This is a genomic window from Streptomyces sp. NPDC101152, assembly GCF_044768275.1.
Classification (GTDB): Bacteria; Actinomycetota; Actinomycetes; order Streptomycetales; family Streptomycetaceae; genus Streptomyces.
The window spans coordinates 1-16,593 of record NZ_JBIWPO010000090.1 but is presented as its reverse complement, the minus strand read 5'-3'; the positions used below and the strand labels follow the sequence as shown (position 1 = coordinate 16,593).

15 protein-coding genes and 4 pseudogenes are annotated in these 16,593 nt (G+C 68.4%); 11 read left to right on the top strand and 8 right to left on the bottom strand.

Translation table 11 applies throughout. The features are described 5' to 3' along the window. Nucleotides 1-83: 83 nt before the first annotated feature. The gene (locus ACIRVK_RS43825; RefSeq protein WP_404257495.1) at nt 84-419 is read right to left on the bottom strand and encodes a transposase; all 336 of its coding nucleotides are present in this window, start codon (nt 417-419) and stop codon (nt 84-86) included. A gap of 67 nt (nt 420-486) precedes the next feature. Further along, nucleotides 487-1,359: a DUF4436 family protein gene (locus ACIRVK_RS43820; RefSeq protein WP_404257493.1), complete on the bottom strand. Its 873-nt coding sequence runs from the start codon at nt 1,357-1,359 to the stop codon at nt 487-489. A 118-nt stretch (nt 1,360-1,477) separates the two neighbouring features. On the opposite strand from ACIRVK_RS43820, the gene ACIRVK_RS43815 reads away from it, so the two are divergent. The 5 genes from ACIRVK_RS43815 (at nt 1,478) to ACIRVK_RS43795 (ending at nt 6,512) form a co-directional block, all read left to right on the top strand. After that, on the top strand, nt 1,478-2,227 hold the full coding sequence (locus ACIRVK_RS43815) for a hypothetical protein (protein WP_404257491.1): 750 nt from the start codon (nt 1,478-1,480) through the stop codon (nt 2,225-2,227). 315 nt (nt 2,228-2,542) lie between these two features. Beyond that, complete coding sequence (locus tag ACIRVK_RS43810) at nt 2,543-2,893, top strand: hypothetical protein (protein ID WP_404257489.1); 351 nt, start codon at nt 2,543-2,545, stop codon at nt 2,891-2,893. A 251-nt stretch (nt 2,894-3,144) separates the two neighbouring features. Next, on the top strand, nt 3,145-5,679 hold the full coding sequence (locus ACIRVK_RS43805) for a DnaB-like helicase C-terminal domain-containing protein (RefSeq protein WP_404257487.1): 2,535 nt from the start codon (nt 3,145-3,147) through the stop codon (nt 5,677-5,679). Continuing rightward, a complete protein-coding gene (locus ACIRVK_RS43800) occupies nt 5,679-6,251 on the top strand; it encodes a hypothetical protein (RefSeq protein ID WP_404257485.1) in 573 nt (190 codons plus the stop codon). The genes ACIRVK_RS43805 and ACIRVK_RS43800 overlap by 1 nt, the downstream gene beginning before the upstream one ends. Nucleotides 6,252-6,287: 36 nt before the next feature. Continuing rightward, nucleotides 6,288-6,512, top strand: coding sequence for an IS3 family transposase (locus ACIRVK_RS43795; RefSeq protein ID WP_404257499.1), 225 nt, complete (start codon nt 6,288-6,290; stop codon nt 6,510-6,512). Nucleotides 6,513-6,601: 89 nt separating this feature from the next. Here ACIRVK_RS43795 and ACIRVK_RS43790 read toward each other — a convergent pair whose 3' ends face one another. Next, entirely contained in the window at nt 6,602-7,039 is a 438-nt protein-coding gene (locus ACIRVK_RS43790; protein WP_404257483.1) for a hypothetical protein, read from the bottom strand. A gap of 575 nt (nt 7,040-7,614) precedes the next feature. Here ACIRVK_RS43790 and ACIRVK_RS43785 point away from each other — a divergent pair. Further along, nucleotides 7,615-7,929, top strand: a pseudogene (locus ACIRVK_RS43785) (transposase); the annotation flags it as partial. Nucleotides 7,930-8,898: 969 nt separating this feature from the next. Next, nucleotides 8,899-8,982 (top strand): annotated as a pseudogene (locus ACIRVK_RS43780) (ATPase); the annotation flags it as partial. A 1,162-nt stretch (nt 8,983-10,144) separates the two neighbouring features. On the opposite strand, the gene ACIRVK_RS43775 reads toward ACIRVK_RS43780, so the two are convergent. Next, the gene (locus ACIRVK_RS43775) at nt 10,145-10,759 is read right to left on the bottom strand and encodes a TetR/AcrR family transcriptional regulator (RefSeq protein ID WP_404257481.1); all 615 of its coding nucleotides are present in this window, start codon (nt 10,757-10,759) and stop codon (nt 10,145-10,147) included. Nucleotides 10,760-10,832: 73 nt separating this feature from the next. Between ACIRVK_RS43775 and ACIRVK_RS43770 the strand changes: the two genes are divergently transcribed. Both ACIRVK_RS43770 and ACIRVK_RS43765 read left to right on the top strand, forming a co-directional pair. Next, entirely contained in the window at nt 10,833-11,453 is a 621-nt protein-coding gene (locus tag ACIRVK_RS43770) for a peroxiredoxin-like family protein (RefSeq protein ID WP_404257479.1), read from the top strand. Between the two features lie 60 nt (nt 11,454-11,513). Continuing rightward, nucleotides 11,514-11,870, top strand: a complete 357-nt coding sequence (locus ACIRVK_RS43765; RefSeq protein ID WP_404257477.1) for a hypothetical protein — start codon at nt 11,514-11,516, stop codon at nt 11,868-11,870. On the opposite strand, the gene ACIRVK_RS43760 is transcribed toward ACIRVK_RS43765, so the two are convergent. Genes ACIRVK_RS43760 through ACIRVK_RS43750 form a run of 3 tightly spaced genes read right to left on the bottom strand, consistent with a single transcriptional unit; the run spans nt 11,867 to nt 13,941 of the window. Then, nucleotides 11,867-12,775 (bottom strand): alpha/beta hydrolase, encoded by a 909-nt coding sequence (locus ACIRVK_RS43760; RefSeq protein WP_404257475.1) that lies wholly within the window; start codon nt 12,773-12,775, stop codon nt 11,867-11,869. The genes ACIRVK_RS43765 and ACIRVK_RS43760 overlap by 4 nt on opposite strands. A 1-nt stretch (nt 12,776) precedes the next feature. Then, nucleotides 12,777-13,508, bottom strand: coding sequence for an SDR family NAD(P)-dependent oxidoreductase (locus tag ACIRVK_RS43755; RefSeq protein WP_404257497.1), 732 nt, complete (start codon nt 13,506-13,508; stop codon nt 12,777-12,779). Nucleotides 13,509-13,524: 16 nt separating this feature from the next. Then, entirely contained in the window at nt 13,525-13,941 is a 417-nt protein-coding gene (locus tag ACIRVK_RS43750) for an ester cyclase (RefSeq protein ID WP_404257473.1), read from the bottom strand. Nucleotides 13,942-14,012: 71 nt separating this feature from the next. Here ACIRVK_RS43750 and ACIRVK_RS43745 point away from each other — a divergent pair, with 71 nt between their 5' ends. After that, complete coding sequence (locus ACIRVK_RS43745; RefSeq protein WP_404257471.1) at nt 14,013-14,873, top strand: LysR family transcriptional regulator; 861 nt, start codon at nt 14,013-14,015, stop codon at nt 14,871-14,873. A gap of 36 nt (nt 14,874-14,909) precedes the next feature. Here the strand turns inward: ACIRVK_RS43745 and ACIRVK_RS43740 are convergent. After that, nucleotides 14,910-15,523: pseudogene (locus ACIRVK_RS43740) on the bottom strand (IS5 family transposase); the annotation flags it as partial. A 213-nt stretch (nt 15,524-15,736) separates the two neighbouring features. On the opposite strand from ACIRVK_RS43740, the pseudogene ACIRVK_RS43735 reads away from it, so the two are divergent. Continuing rightward, a pseudogene (locus tag ACIRVK_RS43735) lies at nt 15,737-16,472 on the top strand (prepilin peptidase). The last annotated feature ends 121 nt before the right edge of the window (nt 16,473-16,593 follow it).

The window sequence follows — 16,593 nt, the reverse complement described above, 5'->3', positions numbered from 1 at the left end:
GTCAACGTCCTGTGGGCCCTCATCCGTGACGGACAGTGCTACCAAAGCAAACCGTCCGTCACGCCTGCGGTTTGACAACATCATTAGGAGGTGGCTGAGCACAGCGTGCGGAAGTGGGTGGCCCGGCGTCGTGTTCTGGGTGTGGCGTCGATCCAGTCGGTGATTCGGGCGACGTTGCAGGCCATCGCGGTGAGGACGTGTTGGACGTGGGTGCGGGCCAGACCGTGGTAGCGGGACCACCGCAGCCCGTGGGCGCGGACGTTCTGGGAGAGAGTGGCCTCGATACCGGCGCGGATCGCGTAACGGTGCTGCCAGTGCTCGGTCTGCTGGTCGAGCCGGTTTTGCGTCTGGATCTCATGCAGCGGCCTGGGCAGCACTGCTATTGAGCGGGGCCGGGTCGCGTCGCGGAGGACAAGCACCGCGTGCGATCCGGGCAGGACCGGCAGTCTGCCTCGGCGAACTGTCAATCCCCTCGAAGCGTGGAGTCTAGTAGGGGGAGGCGCGCAGCGACCGGCGCACGCTGGTGACGGCCACGGTGATCAGGCACAGGGCGATGACGGTCTCGGCCCAAAGGAAGGCGAACCAGTCGAGCACGCAGCCGATCGGAGGGGAGCCGGGGGCGGTGTTGCGGAACGCGGCGAGAGCGAAGAGCGTGGCGGCCATCCAGGCGAGGGCGGGCCAGACCAGGCCCTCGCCCCGGATCGTCAGGTACCAGGCACCGAGCAGCACGGAGGCCGCCAGTGCCCACATCACGACCATCATGAAGACGGCGAAGACGAGAAGGCTGCCCGATCGGGACAGCCGCAGCGCCACCGCGGCCTCCTGCGCCGAGGACGGGGACGTCGTGGAGACGGCGAAGAGGGTGGCGTTGTTGGAGAAGAGCAGCCGTACCGGTACCTGCTCGCCACCCAGCGTCGCCCAGACCTCGATGTCGGCGTCGTAGCTGTCGAACGGGTAGTCACTGATCGATCCACCCGTGAGCGCGACCTGCACATCCCTGGGCGCGAGTCGCTCGTGCGCCTTGAACGTCACGTCACCGAGGGAGGCGCCGGACGCCTGGAGGCTCAGATCGGCGACCGGAGCGGTCCCGCCCGCTTCGCCGAGAGTCCCCTGCGGTGTGACCCGGATGCGCAGGACGAGCTCCCTGGCCGCGGCGTCGACGCTCTGGACGGTGGCCTCGACGTCCACGCGGTCGGCGGTTCGCGATCCGACCGTCCGGATCGTGTCGTTCGCCTGCCGCTCGGTGTACTGCAGCCACGATCCCACGGAGACTGCCACGAGGATCAGGGCCCCGAGGACGAGCAGGATCGGCAGGATCGATGTCCCGGAGCGGCGTGAGGGTCGCGAGGGCGGGCCCATGATGACTCCGACGGGGAGAGAGGGACACGGGCCGTCGACGGTCAGGTCGATGCGAGAGGTGACGCCTCGGCGGCAGTGACCCACTGTAAGCGGTCCACAACCGGACATGACGTAGGTGGTGGCGTCGGGCCGTGTAGAGAGTCGGGGCGCCGCGTACGCCGCCGCCAACGCCGGCACCCTCCACCAGCACGACGGCGGCCCGTCGAACACGGACCTCCAGCCGGCCGTCCCCGCCCGGTGGGGACTGGAGACCGCGCCGGACATGCGAACGGCCTCCGGGCTGATCGGCGCCTGCATCGAGCAGTGCGCTCCGTGCCAGGAGTCCCTCACGGCGAAGCTCCTCGACGACGACCCGATCGCGCTCGCGGTGACAGCCGCATCCGTCTACAACCTGCACGTGATCCACGAGCCGGACGCGGAAAGTCCCTCCGCCAAGCCCATCCGGATCTTCTACCCGCTCGTCAAACACACCCGTCTCCACGCAGGCGACGCACGGTTGCTGGCGGCCGCGGTCGAGGGGATGCCCCGCGCGGACCGCGCGGCACTCCTGGAGGCCGCGCTGGAACTGTGGACGCACTACGGGCCCAAGCTCCTCGGCCCTATGCGCGGCCAGGGGAGCTTGTCGGACCTGACCGCCATCAGAGATCCGGCTGCGGCGCACCCAGGTACTGAATCCGGCGACCACCACACGGCTGGAGACCGACCGCCTGAGGGGACCGGCCTCGCTGTACGGCCCGCTGCTCTCGTCGGGGGCGTACGGCCGACCCGCCCCGCATGCCGGCCGTACACCCCCGCTGCCACTTCACCGACCGTCTTTGACCACCCCGTGTATGGAGAGCCGGAACCACTTGACTTCTCCCCCAGCTGAAGCAGGGAGATTCTTCCCTCGCGGGTCGAGCTTTCTGCTTCTCAGACAGCAGCTGCCCCAAACTAACGGCAAGGGACGTTGGTACGCCCAGCAGTCTTACGCCAGCTCCACAGACCTGACATCCCGCCAGCCCGGCGGTAGGCCCGGCCAGCTTGGTGATCGCCGACCGGGCGCCACACAAGCTACCACTCACCTGCGGGTGGTTGGCGGTGAACGCCGATCCGCCCTGGCGGCGGATCGGCTTTCCCTGCCCTGCTCCGCAGGAGTCCGTTTCCTCCCCCGTCTGAAGGCGGGGGTATCCACGGAGGAATCCCGATGAGCGAGGACACCAAGAACATTGAGCAGAACGCGGAGGGCGCGGCCCGTTCCCTGGTCGAACTCGTCTACGCCCTTCAGGACGGCGGGATCAAGTACTCGCTGGAGGCGTACCGCATCCTCAGCTACCTCACCCGTGCGGCCGGAGAGATGAAGACCGCTCTCGACCTCCTGGAGACCTCCGTGCAGGGCCTCCACGACAGGGGACTGCTGATGTCCGACTACTGGGGAGATCGCGACCTCGCGGGCGGCCTGCACGGCAACCTGAGCACGGCCCACTCCACCGTCGGACACCTTGCGTACAACGAGGCATCCGAAGTGTTGGACCAGGAGCCGAAGGCGCGGAGCTGAGGCCGTGCCAGGCGGGGGGTGATCGCCCGCGGGCGGCGTGAGTGGAAGGTCGGGGCCGGCTGTCGAGGTCCCGACCTTCGGTCTGCGGCGGCCAGACTGCCTGCCCCGGCAGTGCTGTACTCGCGACAATCAACCGACATCGATGATGGTCTCCGCGAATGAGTGAGATTCATGAGAATAAGTGTGACTTTAGGGCTTCAAGTGTGTGAGTTCTGCTATTATGAGGGTGAATTGATAGTCTGGGAGGGTGAGTGAGTCAGTCGGCGCACGAACAGGACGCGATGAACGCGACCGAGGCACGTAACGCCCTCTACGCTCTGGTGAAGCGTGCCGAGGACGACGGCCGCACGACCCTGATCTATAAGGGGCAGAGGCGTCAGGATCGCGTTCTGCTGGCCCCGCTCGACCGGCTGCCCGCAGCGCGGAAGGCCGAGGTCCTGCCGTCCCACGTTCTCAGTGCGGCGCAGAAGGACTTCGGCGACCTCCTCACGCGAGCGGCTCAGGGCCAGCCGCAGGTGCTCCTGCGCAACACCACACCGGTCGCGGTACTCCTGCCCGCCGACATCGTCTCCGCCGTCCCTTCATCCGCTCCGGCCGCGGCAACGGGCGCGACGCCCGCAGGAGGTGCGGTGAACAGCCAAGACCATTCGGAACGCGAGAGGGCGCCGCGCAGGCTCGCCACGCTGGGCGACGCCATCGGCGCCGCACTCACCGCGGGCCCGGTCGGCAGCACCACGTTCGGGCTGCCCGGCTTGGACGCCGCAATGGGTGGTCTGCAGTCAGGCCGGCTGACGCTGGTGGCGGCCGCCCCGAACGTCGGTGGAAGCCTGCTCGGGCTGGCTGCCGCGCGGCAGACCGCGCTCGTCGACAACCATCGGGTCCTGTACGCGGCGTCGGGGCCGAACCAGGCCGACATCATGCGCCGCATCATCTCCGCGGAAACCGGCGGCGACTACCCACGCCTGAAGCAGGGCCGCCTCACCGACCACGAGCAGCAGGTCGCTCAGCAACTGGTCCAGGCACCGCTGCTGATCGACGACGGCAGTGACCTGACCGCCGAAGCGATCGCGGAGACCGCCCCCTACGTCCAGGACCTGGCCCTGGTGGTCGTGGACCGGCTGCAGGCCGCCCACAACGCCCGGCTTCCGCTGTCGGGGGAGCGACTCCCGGCCGCATCACAGGTTCTGGCCACTCTCGCGCGTACTCTGCACGTGCCGGTCCTCGTCATCGTGGACAGCACCGACCCCACCCTCCTGGCCCTCCTCGACGCCGACGTGACGCTGACGCTGGCACCGGCCGAGGACCCTTCCCAGGTCCAGGTGACGGTCGCGGAACGGGACTTCGGCACGATCGGCTCGGCATACCTGAGCCCCGATCTGCTGCACGCCCGTTTCCTTGACGCCGGATCCGCCCCCGCCGCCCGTACGGGCGAGGCCGCACCCGCGCAGAAGAGTGTGGGCGGTGCCGTGGAGCGCGAGTTGGCCGACGCGGCGCTTCCCTACACCTCCGGCGCCCGGCAGGGGCTGCCGGCCTCCCTCACGCACATACTGGCGGCGCTGCGCACCGCGCTGGCCGGCGGTGACGAGGCAGCCGTTGCCGAACTCGGGCCGTCCCTGGCCGAGACGGCCGCCGCGCCGCAGCACCTGCCGGACGACGCCGAGGGGCGCCGCCTCGCCGCCGCGCTGAACGCCTACCGCACCGCCGTGTCCGCCGGCCTCCCCGGGCAGCCCGCCGCCAACAGACCCACCGCGGACAGCGGACACGTTCCGGACGACGAAGACGACACAGCAGCGGACGTGGAACTGCAGCCGGGGGACGAGGAGGACGAGCCGGAAGACGCGCCCTTCCCGGCGCTGAAGATCCTCAAGGACGCGGTCGGCCGCTCGAAGATGCACCCGATCAAGGTGATCCGCCTCGAGGAGCGCGACAGCGGCCCGTGGCCGCTGATCAGTGAGCACATGGACGGCGAGCCCCGCTGGGTCCACCCCGAGGTCACCAGCACGCGGGTGCCCTTCATCCGGGACAACGGCAAGCGGGTCCGGCGTGACCGCCTCGATGTGCCGGACGCGTTCGGCGAGGGGGTGCTGTGCCTGATCGACCGCAACGGCAGCTACCCCTCCGCCTGTTCGGCCGTCCCCCTGGCCCCGAACAAGCTCCTGCACACCGGCCCCCTTGAAGCGTTCGACAAGGCCAGCGCCGGTATCTACCTCATCGACATCCCCCAGTGGACCCGCACGGACATGCCGCACCCGCTCGGGCGGATCATCGAGCGGCCCGACGAGCAGGGCCGCGTGTGGGTCACCACCCCGCACATCAAACTGCTGGACCGGCTCGTGCGCGAAGGCCACCTCGCCACGATGCCGGCCATCCACGACTCCTGGTCCGGGAAGGCCAACGAGTCGCTGCTCAAGCCCTTCTACACCGCGGCCCGGCAGGCACGCACCGAACTCGTCCAGGCCGGCGGCGACCCCTACAAGGCCTACAAGACCCGGCTGTCGATCGCACTGCGCCTGCTGTGGCCCAAGCGCCAGGAACAACGATCCCCGTTCTGGCGGCCCGACTGGCGCATGGCCATGGTCGCCGAAGCATCCGTCCGCCACTGGATCGCCGCCTTCAAAGCCGTCCAGGAAGGCCACAAACTCATCGCCCTGCGCAACGTCGACGCCGCCGTCTTCTGGACACCCCCCGCTACACCCCCCGACACCTACCGCATCGGCACCGGCTTCGGCGAGGTCAAAGCCAAATTCATCCAGCCCGGCCAGATGATCCCCGAAGGTGACGACTGATGGCCGGACCCACCGGACACGGAGAAACCCTCGGCGCCGCCCTCGGCGACCTCCTGCGCACCCAAGTCACCCCACGCCACCACCTCTCCTCCTACAACGCCAAACACTGGCACGCCCAGCTCTCCCAGCTGACCGGCACCCGCCGCGGCTACCAGGCCCTGGAAGACGCCGGCCTCCGCGTGACGGCGCAGACCCTGTTCAACTGGCTGTCCGACCCCGACTACAACGTCCGCCGCAGCTACCGCGACCTCATCCACACCGCCTACGAAAACGTCGCCCTCGTCCCCGCAGACCCCATCCCCGACCGGTTCAAAAACGGCGACTTCGAAATCAGCGGCTGGGTCACCACCGGCACCGACCGACGCCAACGCGGAACACGCGACGCCGCCCCCCTGCGCATCGACGGCCGCCCCGGCGACTGGACCGCGATCGAAGCCCTCTGGACGGCCGGCGAACTCACCGACGACGACTTCGAAGACCACTTCATCGACGACGTCATCGTCGAAGACATCGGCGAAGGCACCGACGGATGGACCTTCGACGGCAGCAGCTACACCGTCGAACTCAGGTAATACTCAGCGCCCCCGGAGACCCACCTACGACAGAGGATCAGCTTCACCAAAACCGAATGCATCCGCGGCCGCACCTTCACCACCCGGGCCGAGGCCAACCTCGCGCTCTTCGAGTACATCGACGGCTTCTACAACAGCCGACGCATCCAGAAACGGCTCGGCTACGTCAACCCCGTCGAGTTCGAGGAGAAGCACTACGCCGAGCGGGCAACGACCGAACGAACGCCCCTGAAACCCCGTCAACCCGCCCTGACCAGCTGATCAGCAGCTCCCGCACACCGGGGGAACCTCACCATCGTGTTCGTCGCCACGTCAGGATGGCCAGTCCGAGGTTTGTCGGCCGGGACGGGTCAAGGCAGTGGCGATTCGGCAGGCACCGATCGGTCGGGCCGGTCACCCGTGACCGCGGATTCGTCCGCGTACAGATGCAACTGATCGCTCTCCAGCCGCACGAACGGATTGGTCCATGTCTCCGAGGCATCCGGGACGAATACGCGTGTCGTCCTCCGCCAGGCGTCGTGGATCACGAGCGAGAGAATCCTGTAGCCGAGCAGGCCGAGGGCGATCTGCTGATCGGGATGGTCTTCCGGGCCCGCTGCCTGCAGCACGTAAAACCGATCGCCCACCCAGTACCCGGACTGATCCAGCCAGGCGTCCACCATCAGCCGAACGCCGTCCACCCACACGCCGACCTCGCTCGAGCGGTTCCGGTCGCTCATGTGCACGGCCCGGTGGCGGTCGTCGGCGGAGAATTCCACATGCAGTTCCAAATCGCTCCAGCAGTCCACGAAGGAACTGCAGGCACCTGGCAACGGACCCGCACGATACGGAGCGGCACTGGCGGCGGAGGGACCGATGGGATCCTGGCCGCAGGTCTCCGGCTCCCGGCACGACCGGTCGACACGGCTACTGCAGCCCAGGCCCATCGCGGCGCAGTCCCGAGGCGAGGCCCGGGACAGCAGGTCGACAAGGCGCTCCCGGTAGGGCATGTCGCCGATACGACTGCGTATGTCGCCGCCGTCCCACCACGCGACCAGGTCGACGCCGACCCGCGAACGCCGCAACCACTCGCGCCAGCGCTCATCCCGGACATCCCACGGATGTGAGACAGCTTGCGAAGGGAACACATCCTCATGCGGTCCATCCCCGTCCCGGCGACGGCCTGCCTTCCTGCCAGGTCTCCAACGCAAACTCGGCCTCCTTACGTCTTCCGGCACCGGGAGTGTAAATCTAACGGCGGATCCGACGATCAAGGGAGAGACGCCAAGTGACTGAAGCAGTCGTAGAGTTGGAGACCTTGTAGTCTGTCGAGGGTGCCCAGTCGGGGCAGCCTGTGCGCGTGTCCGATGAGCAGCTCGTCGCGATGCTGATGGAGCGTGCCCGGTCGGAGGGGCTGCAGCTGACCGGGGAGGGTGGTCTGTTGCAGCAGCTGACGAAGCGGGTGCTGGAGTCCGCCCTGGAGGGCGAGATCACCGATCATGTCGGCTATGACAAGCACGACGCGGCGGGCAGGAACAGCGGCAACAGCCGTAACGGAACCCGGGCCAAGACGGTGCTGACCGACGTCGGCCCGGTCGAGGTGAAGGTGCCCCGCGACACCGCCGGCACCTTCGAGCCGCAGATCGTCAAGAAGCGGCAGCGCCGACTGACCGGCGTGGACGAGATGGTCCTCGCCCTCGCCGGATAGAACACGGAAGGGACGGACATCGACCCCACCCCCAGCAATTCCAAGATCGCGCAGCGGCTCCTGCACGAGTGGCTGTACGCGCTGCCCGGGCGGCACTTCACAGACATCGCGATCGCCCCGTTCGCCGTGGAGGTCGACGGCGCACTCTTCGGCCTGGTCAGCGAGTGCCACGGGAATATCCCGAGGGAGAGGAACAGGACGACTGGGCCGAGTTCTACCCGAACCGGCTCGGGTTCAGCGCGCCGTGGGATGGCTTGTACGACACGTGAGGGGACATGCGCTGTGCCAGCCGACGGTGCGTGAGAGCAGTCGGGCTCGAAGAGCATGTGCACTGTGGCCTTTGAGGATTCCACGACGAGCACGTACCGGCCCTTGGCGTCCTGGCCGATACGGACGGCGACGTTGCTTCTGCTGCCCAGGCGCTGGCGGAGGACGGGGAGGCTGTTGTGGACCTCGATGGGCAGCTCGTCCTCTCCGAGCCGAGGCCGGGTCGGGGAGCCGGGCGGACCCGTCGGCGCCCTGGGGCAGCTTCTCGGCCAGTGCCGTGTACTTGGCCCAGAGGCTCCGGCAGCCCGCGGCTCGTCCCGGATCGCGAGGGTCGGGCCACCCCACGGTTCGAACGGCTGTGGCACGCGGCCGCCGCCACAGCCGCCGAACTGGCCGCGTAGTCGGCCTCCGAGCGGAGGGCAGGTCTCATGCTGAGTCCGCGGTGAGGACGGTGCGGTGCTCGTCGGGGTGTACGGGGGCGATCTGCCAGGCCAGCCAGCCCGGGACGAGCACGAGCGTGCCGGGGGCGGTTGGCACGGTGACGGGACGGCCCCAGGGCAGGCCGGGATGGCCGACATTGGTGGCGCCAGCCCGTGGGTCGTGGAGGATCAGCGCTCCTGACGCCTCGGCCCTGTCGTGGGCAGGGGCGTCGAGGACGACGAGGGCGGACCACGTTCCGGTGCGGTGGCGGAGGGCACCATCATCGAGACCGGGACCGACTCATATCGCCTTGCCAGCACCCGGGCACGGGCCGAAGAGCCTGCCAAGACCGGCTGACTCCAGCGGGCTCGGCACCGCTGTTCCCGGCAGGATTCTGTCGGTTCACGCTGCCAGTCGGGGCACTTCTGGTTCCAGCGCGTCCGTGCCAGCCTGGGCAGTCGGTGACTTGACCGGCGAGCAGGCGAGGGAAGCGTGGGAGACGTTGCGGTGCAGGTGGACAGTGTCTTCGGCGGCCGGTTGAAGTGGCGCTCCCGCTACCTCATCCACAGGGCCCGACGGCGAGGCCGGACCGGCCTGCTGATCCAGGTGGACCTGCGCGACCCTGCCCGCAGCATGTCACCCAAGTGGTGCCTGGTGTCCGTCACGGAAGGCGAGCGCAAGTTCTGCAGCGTGGATCGGAGCACCATCAGAACGGTTCGCTTCGTCCCTCTTCTTCCAGGCTCGCACTCACTAAGGCTTGAGGTTCTTCGAACCCGCAGGCGACGTTCCACACGAGTCGAGCAGTCGGTTGTGCTCGGCCAGGGAGACATTCTGCTGGCGACCTGCGACCCGGTTCAGCCGAACGTCTTCTACCGGCGCAGTCCCGAGGCGGACACCTGGAGTCTGCAGATCCTTAAGTAGCACCCCATCGGCCGCATATGTCTCGCCTGCCGCTACCTGCTTCGGCGGTCCACTGCCCTGACGGGCTGTGGACCGTCCCGAGTTCGAGGACTCGACAGTGCCGTCGCTTCTCGTCGACATTCACGAGCTGGCAGATCGGCAGCTGACTCCCGAACCGGGCGACAATCGCTGTTCTTTGAGTTGACTTCTCCCCCAGCTGAAGCAGGGAGATTCTCCCCTCGCGGGTCGAGCTTTCTGCTTCTCAGACAGCAGCTGCCCCGAACTAACGGCAAGGGACGTTGGTACGCCCAGCAGTCTTACGCCAGCTCCACAGACCTGACATCCCGCCAGCCCGGCGGTAGGCCCGGCCAGCTTGGTTATCGCCGACCGGGCGCCACACAAACTACCACTCACCTGCGGGTAGTTGGCGGTGAACGCCGATCCGCCCTGGCGGCGCATCGGCTTTCACCGCCCTGCTCCGCAGGAGTCCGTTTCCTCCCCCGCCTGAAGACGGGGGTATCCACGGAGGAATCCCGATGAACGAAGCCAACAGTGCTTGCTTGCGAGATCGGACAGCAGGCCGCGATGACCGCCTGCCGGGTGCTGGGCCTCGTTGCCGTTACCTGCGGAGGCCGTGCATCAGCGCGGCGAGTCCGCCGAAGAACTCTTGGTCAGCCCCCACGTCCCGTGCGTGGTGTGCGGTCTCGGCCAAGCGCGGGAACTCGATCGGCGGCAGCGCGGAGATCGCGACCGTACCCTCGCCCGCCAAGGGTCCCAGGTGCTCCAGTTGGATGGCCCCAATGACGTAGCTCAGGAGGGCCCGCAGTGCGATGACGCGTCGTGCGCCGTCGAAGCCGGTCTCGGCGAGAACGGTGAGTAGGGCTTCCGACCAGCGCAGCACCCCGCGGGACCGGTGCCGGTGGGTGACCGTCAGCGGTACGACGGCGGGATGGGTGCTGACGGTGTCGCGCAGGCGCCGCACCAGGGTCTCGATCCGCTCTTCCCATGGCGCGTCCGAGGGTGGCGGCTCGGTGCCGACGGTTGCGAGCACGGACTCGACGAGCAGCAGTTCGAGTTCGTCGCGATCAGCCACGTAGCGGTAGAGCCCCATCGTGCTCATGCCCAGTTCCTTGGCAACCGCACGCATCGACAGGCCGGCGAGGCCATCGCGGTCCAGGACAGTGAGGGCGGCCGAGGCGAGCTGGTCCGGGGTGAGTGAACGAGGGCGAGGCATAACGGTTGACAGCGTACGGCATACGCCTACGCTGGTAAGCGTAAGGTGTACGCCTAAAGAGGGGAGGGGGATCATGCAGACACCTCGAAGGCGCACGCGAAGAGGAACATCAGTGCCTGGCGCCGTCGTCGGCGCCCATGACCTCACGGCTGTCTCGGGCGCTCGGGTCGCCGTGCCCGACGGTGACCGGCTGACACATCTTCAGTTCCGGCGGTTCGCCGGCTGCCCGATCTGCAACCTGCACCTCCAATCGGTGGTACGACGACACGCGGAGATCGCTCAAGCGGGAATCCGCGAGATCGTGGTCTTCCACTCGCCCGCAGAGGAACTGCGGGAGTACGTGACCGACCTCCCCTTCGCCGTCATAGCCGACCCCACCAAGCGCCTGTACGCCGAGTTCGGGGTGGAGTCGTCGCCTCGCGCCTTGCTCAGCCCGCGCGCCTGGGCACCGACCGCCCGGGCCGTCCTGCGCAGCACGTGGACGATCCTCCGCGGGCGGGAGCGTCCGCCGTCCCGCAGGCCGCACGGCGGACGGCTCGGCCTTCCCGCCGACTTCCTGATCGCACCCGACGGCCGCATCCTCGCCGCCAAGTACGGCGAACACGCCTACGACCAGTGGCCGGTCGACCACCTGCTCGAACTGGCCACCCGAACACCACTGCCGGCAGGACCGCGCCCCGAAGGAGCGTCATGAGCGGCAGTCCCGGGAGTGTAAATCTAACGGCGGATCCGACGATCAAGGGAGAGACGCCAAGTGACTGATACCGCCGTGGAGTTGGAGACCGTGGAGCCTGTCGAGAGTGCCCAGTTGGGGCAGCCTGTGCGCGTGTCCGATGAGCAGCTCGTCGCGATGCTGGTGGAGCGGGCCCGGTCGGAGGGGCTGCAGCTGACCGGGCAGGGTGGGCTGCTGCAGCAGCTGACCAAGCGGGTGCTGGAGTCCGCCCTGGAGGGCGAGCACCGACCACCGAACCCACGACGAGGAGAACGCCGCCGTCGCCGCCTACATACGCTGCCGGAACAGCCGCGCCGAGCCGAAGGTCCGCTTCGCACCCGAGTCACCGATCCGGCTGGCGACCCAATACCCCGCCAATTCCGCATGACAAACCACTAACCTATGTGGTCGGCAAGCCACTCCAGAATGCGGTCAGGGTCTTTCTGGAAGTGCAGGTATCCGTCCCAGCGGCGCGTGGTGCCGTGGATCCAGAACAGCTCCTTCGGCACGTCCGAAGGGATGGCGTCGAACAGGGACTGGACATCGGCCGGCCGCGTCATGAGGTCGTCGTGGACCTGGTAGACGAGCGTCGGCACCCGCACGCTGCCCGCCGCGCCGGTCTCGACCGGGGACATCTCGTCGAGGCCGAAGCCGGTGCGGAGTCTGATCAGCCGCTCCAGTTCCTCCATCCGCTCGGCTGGGATGCAGCGCCGCTCGAGCGTTCGCTCCAGAACCGCGCGCGGCGACAGTGGCTGGCACGCGACCAGGCAGCAGACGTCCGTAAACTCCTGTGGGGCCCGCTGCATCGCGAACAGCGTGGCGTCGGCGCCCAGGCAGCGGCTGAACAGCGCGATCCGCGCCCCGCGCAGGTCAGGACGCGACCGCGCATACCGCAGGGACCCAACGACGTCGCGCGACTCGAATCTGCCGCTGGTGGTCACGCCACCGTTGGCGGCGCCGCTGAGGCCGAAGTTGCGCAGGTCGTAGGCGAGGACGTGGTAGCCGGCGGCGTGGAGGAGCGCGATGTCCGGCACCAAGTCGACGTCGATGTCATTGCCGGTCTCGCCGTTGACCGACCGCCAGGGCTCCAGATGGGACGGTAGCCCGGACCGGCTGAAGAATCGCGGATGGTTGACGATCACGATCCGGTCGGAGCCGGGGGCCGGCACGAACCAGCCTTCGAGTGGAATCCCGTCCTGGGAGGGGAACGTGACGTCCTCGAAGTCCAGACCGTGCTCGGCGGGGGAGTGCAGCACGGGCGAGCGTGGCGAGGTGCTGAAACGGTCGGCGATGGCTTCGAGCATGTCAGGCTCCCGTTCGTGTCATGCCGCCGTCGATGTGCAGGATCTGGCCTGTGATGAAGTCGGCGTCGTCGGAGACCAGGAAGCCCAGGGCGTTACCGAGGTCCGCTGCGACCGACTGGCGCTTGATGGTCTGCAGGGCCGTCATACGGGCGAGCACCTCGTCGGTTGTCGGGCCGTTGGGTCGGGCCCGGCTCAGGAAGCCCTGGGTCGCCACCAGGCCGGGTGCTATCGCGTTGACTGTGATGCCGCTGTCGCCGAGTTCGTTGGCGAGCGCCCGGGTCAGCACGTGCACGGTGCCCTTGCTGGTCATGTACGCGAGGTCGCGGTTCTGGGTCAGGGTGATGCCCGAGCCGGTATTGACGATGCGCCCCCACCGTGCGGCCCGCATCCCCGGCGCGAACGCCCGAGCGAAGAGCAGGATCGATTCGACGTTGACCGCCTGTACCTTGCGCCACAGCTCGATCGACATGTGCTCAAGGTCGGTGAAGGGGAAGATGCCGGCATTGTTGACGAGGATGTCGCAGCGCCCGTACCGGTCGAGGACCGTGCGGGTCACGGCATCGACCTGCGACGGCTCACTGATATCGCACACCAGTCCCAGCTTGTCGCCGCCGCCCGTCAGCTCGCTCACGACGTCCGCCGGGTCGTCGATGTCAACGGCGACCACGTGCGCGCCGTCCGCGGCGAGCCGCCGGGAGTATGCGTATCCGATGCCCCGGGCCGCCCCAGTCACCACCGCCGTCTTTCCGTCAAGCGCCACGGGTGAACTCCAGTCCGATCTGGGTGGCGATCGAGAAGTAGTCCTCCAGGTGCCAGGTCCGCACAATGCGGCCGTCGATCACGTGGTGGAAGTCGGCCGCCCGGAACTCGACCTCGCGGCCGGTGCCTTCGACGCCGAGCAGCTCGCCAGTGTGCTTTCCGCGGCTGACCGTCCGCACTGCGACCATGTCCCGGTTCACGACGACGTGCTCGATCTCGACGCTCAGGTCACTGAACACAGCACGAAGGTGGGCAATGCCCGCTTTCCATCCCTCTGGGCCGCCCCCGGCGCGCAGGGCCGGGACGGCCTCCCAGCCGGCGGCGAGGGTCTCATCGACCAGCGCGCTGTCACCGGTGGAGAGTGCCTCGTAGAAACGCCGGGCCGCCATTTCATTGTCGTTTGCCATGGAACCCACGGTAGGGACGCAGACTCTCGGTCATCAAAGACCTGTTCCGGAACACGTCATACCATTCAGGCATGACAGATCTCGACATTCGGCTGGTGCGCTACTTCACCACCGTCGCGTCACATCTGCACTACGGCCGAGCCGCGGCCGAGCTGCACATCGCGCAGCCGTCGCTGAGCCGGCAGATCAGCCAACTCGAGGCCCAGGTGGGTGCGCGGCTTTTCGACCGGACGCGACAAGGCACGCGGCTCACCGAAGCGGGAGAGGCCTTCCTGCCCCACGCACGCGCCTTGGTGCGCTCGGCCCAGCAGGCCACGGCCGCCGCCCGGGCCGCCGCCCGGCCCACCCGGATCACCGTCGGCTACACCGCGGGCCTGATCGTCACCCCGGTGGTGCGCAACCTGCGGCACAAATACCCCGACGCCGATGTACGCACGCTGCACCTGAAGTGGAACGAGCCGCGCCAGGCCCTGCTCGACCGGCGGGTCGACGCGGCGATCACCCGGCTGCCGCTGCAGACCGACGGCCTGGACGTGACAGTCCTGTACGACGAGCCGAAGATGCTGCTCGTACCGGTCGGGCACCGGCTGGCGGGCAAGGAGTCGGTCACGCTCGACGACATCGAGGGCGAGCCGATCCCCCGGTTCCCGGATCCGGAATGGGACGCGTACTGGCGCATCGACCCGCGGCCGGGAGGCCGCCCCGCACCCGACGGACCCTCGGTCGAGACCATCGAGGACAAGCTCGAGTACATAGCCGCCGGGCAGGCCGTGGCCATCATCCCGGCCGCCCTGCACGCCGGCGGCACCCGACCCGACCTCACCTCCATCCCGCTACACGGCGTCGAACCGAGCCACGTCGTCGTGGCAACCCGGGCCGCGGACAGCAGCCGACTGGTGGCCGCGTTCCGCACGTCGGCCGTGACTGTCTAAGAGGTCCTGACAAAGGCGTTGGGCGTGGCGGGAGGTGATGAGGCAGGTGGCGAGGCCGAGGAAGGCGTCATGGATGTCATCGCGCCGTTCCCAACGAATGCGCAGACGGTGAAAGCCGTGCAACCAGGCGATCGTCCTCTCCACGACGTACCGGAAGATGCCCAGGCCGGAGCCGTGGGGCTGGCCGCGTTCGGCGATGGCCGGGCGGATGCCGCGCTGTCGCAGCAGGCGCCGGTACTTGTCGTGGTCGTAGCCGCGGTCGGCGAACAGCATGTCCGGCCGCCTGCGTGGTCGGCCGACCACTTCGGCCACGGCGGGGACCTTGTCCAGCAGTGGCAGCAGCTGGGTGACGTCGTTGCGGTTGCCGCCGGTCAGCGACACCGCGAGCGGGATGCCCTGGCCGTCGGTGAGGACGTGGTGCTTGCTGCCCGGCCGTGCGCGGTCGACCGGGCTGGGACCGCTTTTGGGCCCCGCCGAGCGGCCCGCACGTGGGAGGAGTCGATCACCGCCCGCGACCAGTCCAGCTTCTTCGCCGCCCGCAGCTTCTTCAGCAGTACCAGGTGCAGTTGCTCCCATACGCCGGCCTCGTTCCATGCGGCCAGACGCCGCCAGCACGTCATCCCCGAGCCGAAGCCCAGCTCCTGGGGCATGCTCGGCACGGCGTTCCCGAAGATGTGCGGGACGCTGTTCTGGACGTCGTTGAGCCCCTGATTGGTCAGGCTTTCCAGCAGCTTGATCGCCTGCTCACAAGTGGTGCCGGGCTTCAGCAACATGCACGTGCTCCTCACGGTACGGACCGTCCGCGACATCCGAACGGAGCTGAGCTTAGGCTCCTTGCGGTGGAGACGTTCTGGATCACCGCCATGGCTGTCCTGTGGGGTGCAGGCACGGGCCTGTTCATACCGCGCCCCGCGTACCGGCTCTCCGTACTGCCGGAGGAGCCGTGGCGAACGGCCTGCCCGGAAGGGCACCCTCTCGACGGGATCGGGATCGGGATCGGGATCGGGATCGGGAACGGGTGGCTGGGGCGAGCCCGCTGCGCCGACGTGGATACGTTCGGCCCGAGCACGTCCGCCGTTGCCCTGGTGATGGCCGTGGTCTGCGCCGTACTGGCGGCCGCCACCGGGGCCCGTCCGGGAGTTGCTGGTGTGGCTGCTGCTCGCTCCGACGGCCGTGCTGCTCGCTGTGGTCGACTTCGCGGTGCACCGGCTTCCCGACGTGGTGGTCCTGCCGCTCACGGCGGCCGCGCTCGCCGGGCTCGGAGGGGCCGCGCTGCTGCCCGGTGCCGACGGCAGTTGGCGCACCGCGCTGCTCGGCTCTCTCCCGCTCGGCGCCTGCTATCTCGTGGTGTTCCTGATCAACCCCAGGGGCTTCGGCTTCGGTGATGTGAAACTCGCCCCTGTGCTCGGGGCCGTCCTGGGCTGGTACGGCTGGGGGATCCTGCTGATCGGCACCTTCGCCGGGTACCTGTTCGGCGCGTTGTTCGGCGTAAGCCTCATCCTCGCGCGGCGGGGTGGACGGAAGACGGCGATCCCGTTTGGCCCGTTCCTCCTGGCCGGCGCGTTCGTAGGGATCCTCTTGGGCTCCCGCGCCCTGTGACCGTACGAGCCCACGGGGATCTCCGGCTAGTGCTCTGACCGGGAAGGTTGGCCGGGTTGGTGATTCCGGCGGTTGGATGTCCCGAGACGTCCGTCCGACTGCTGGGGGTGTGGGGTGGCTG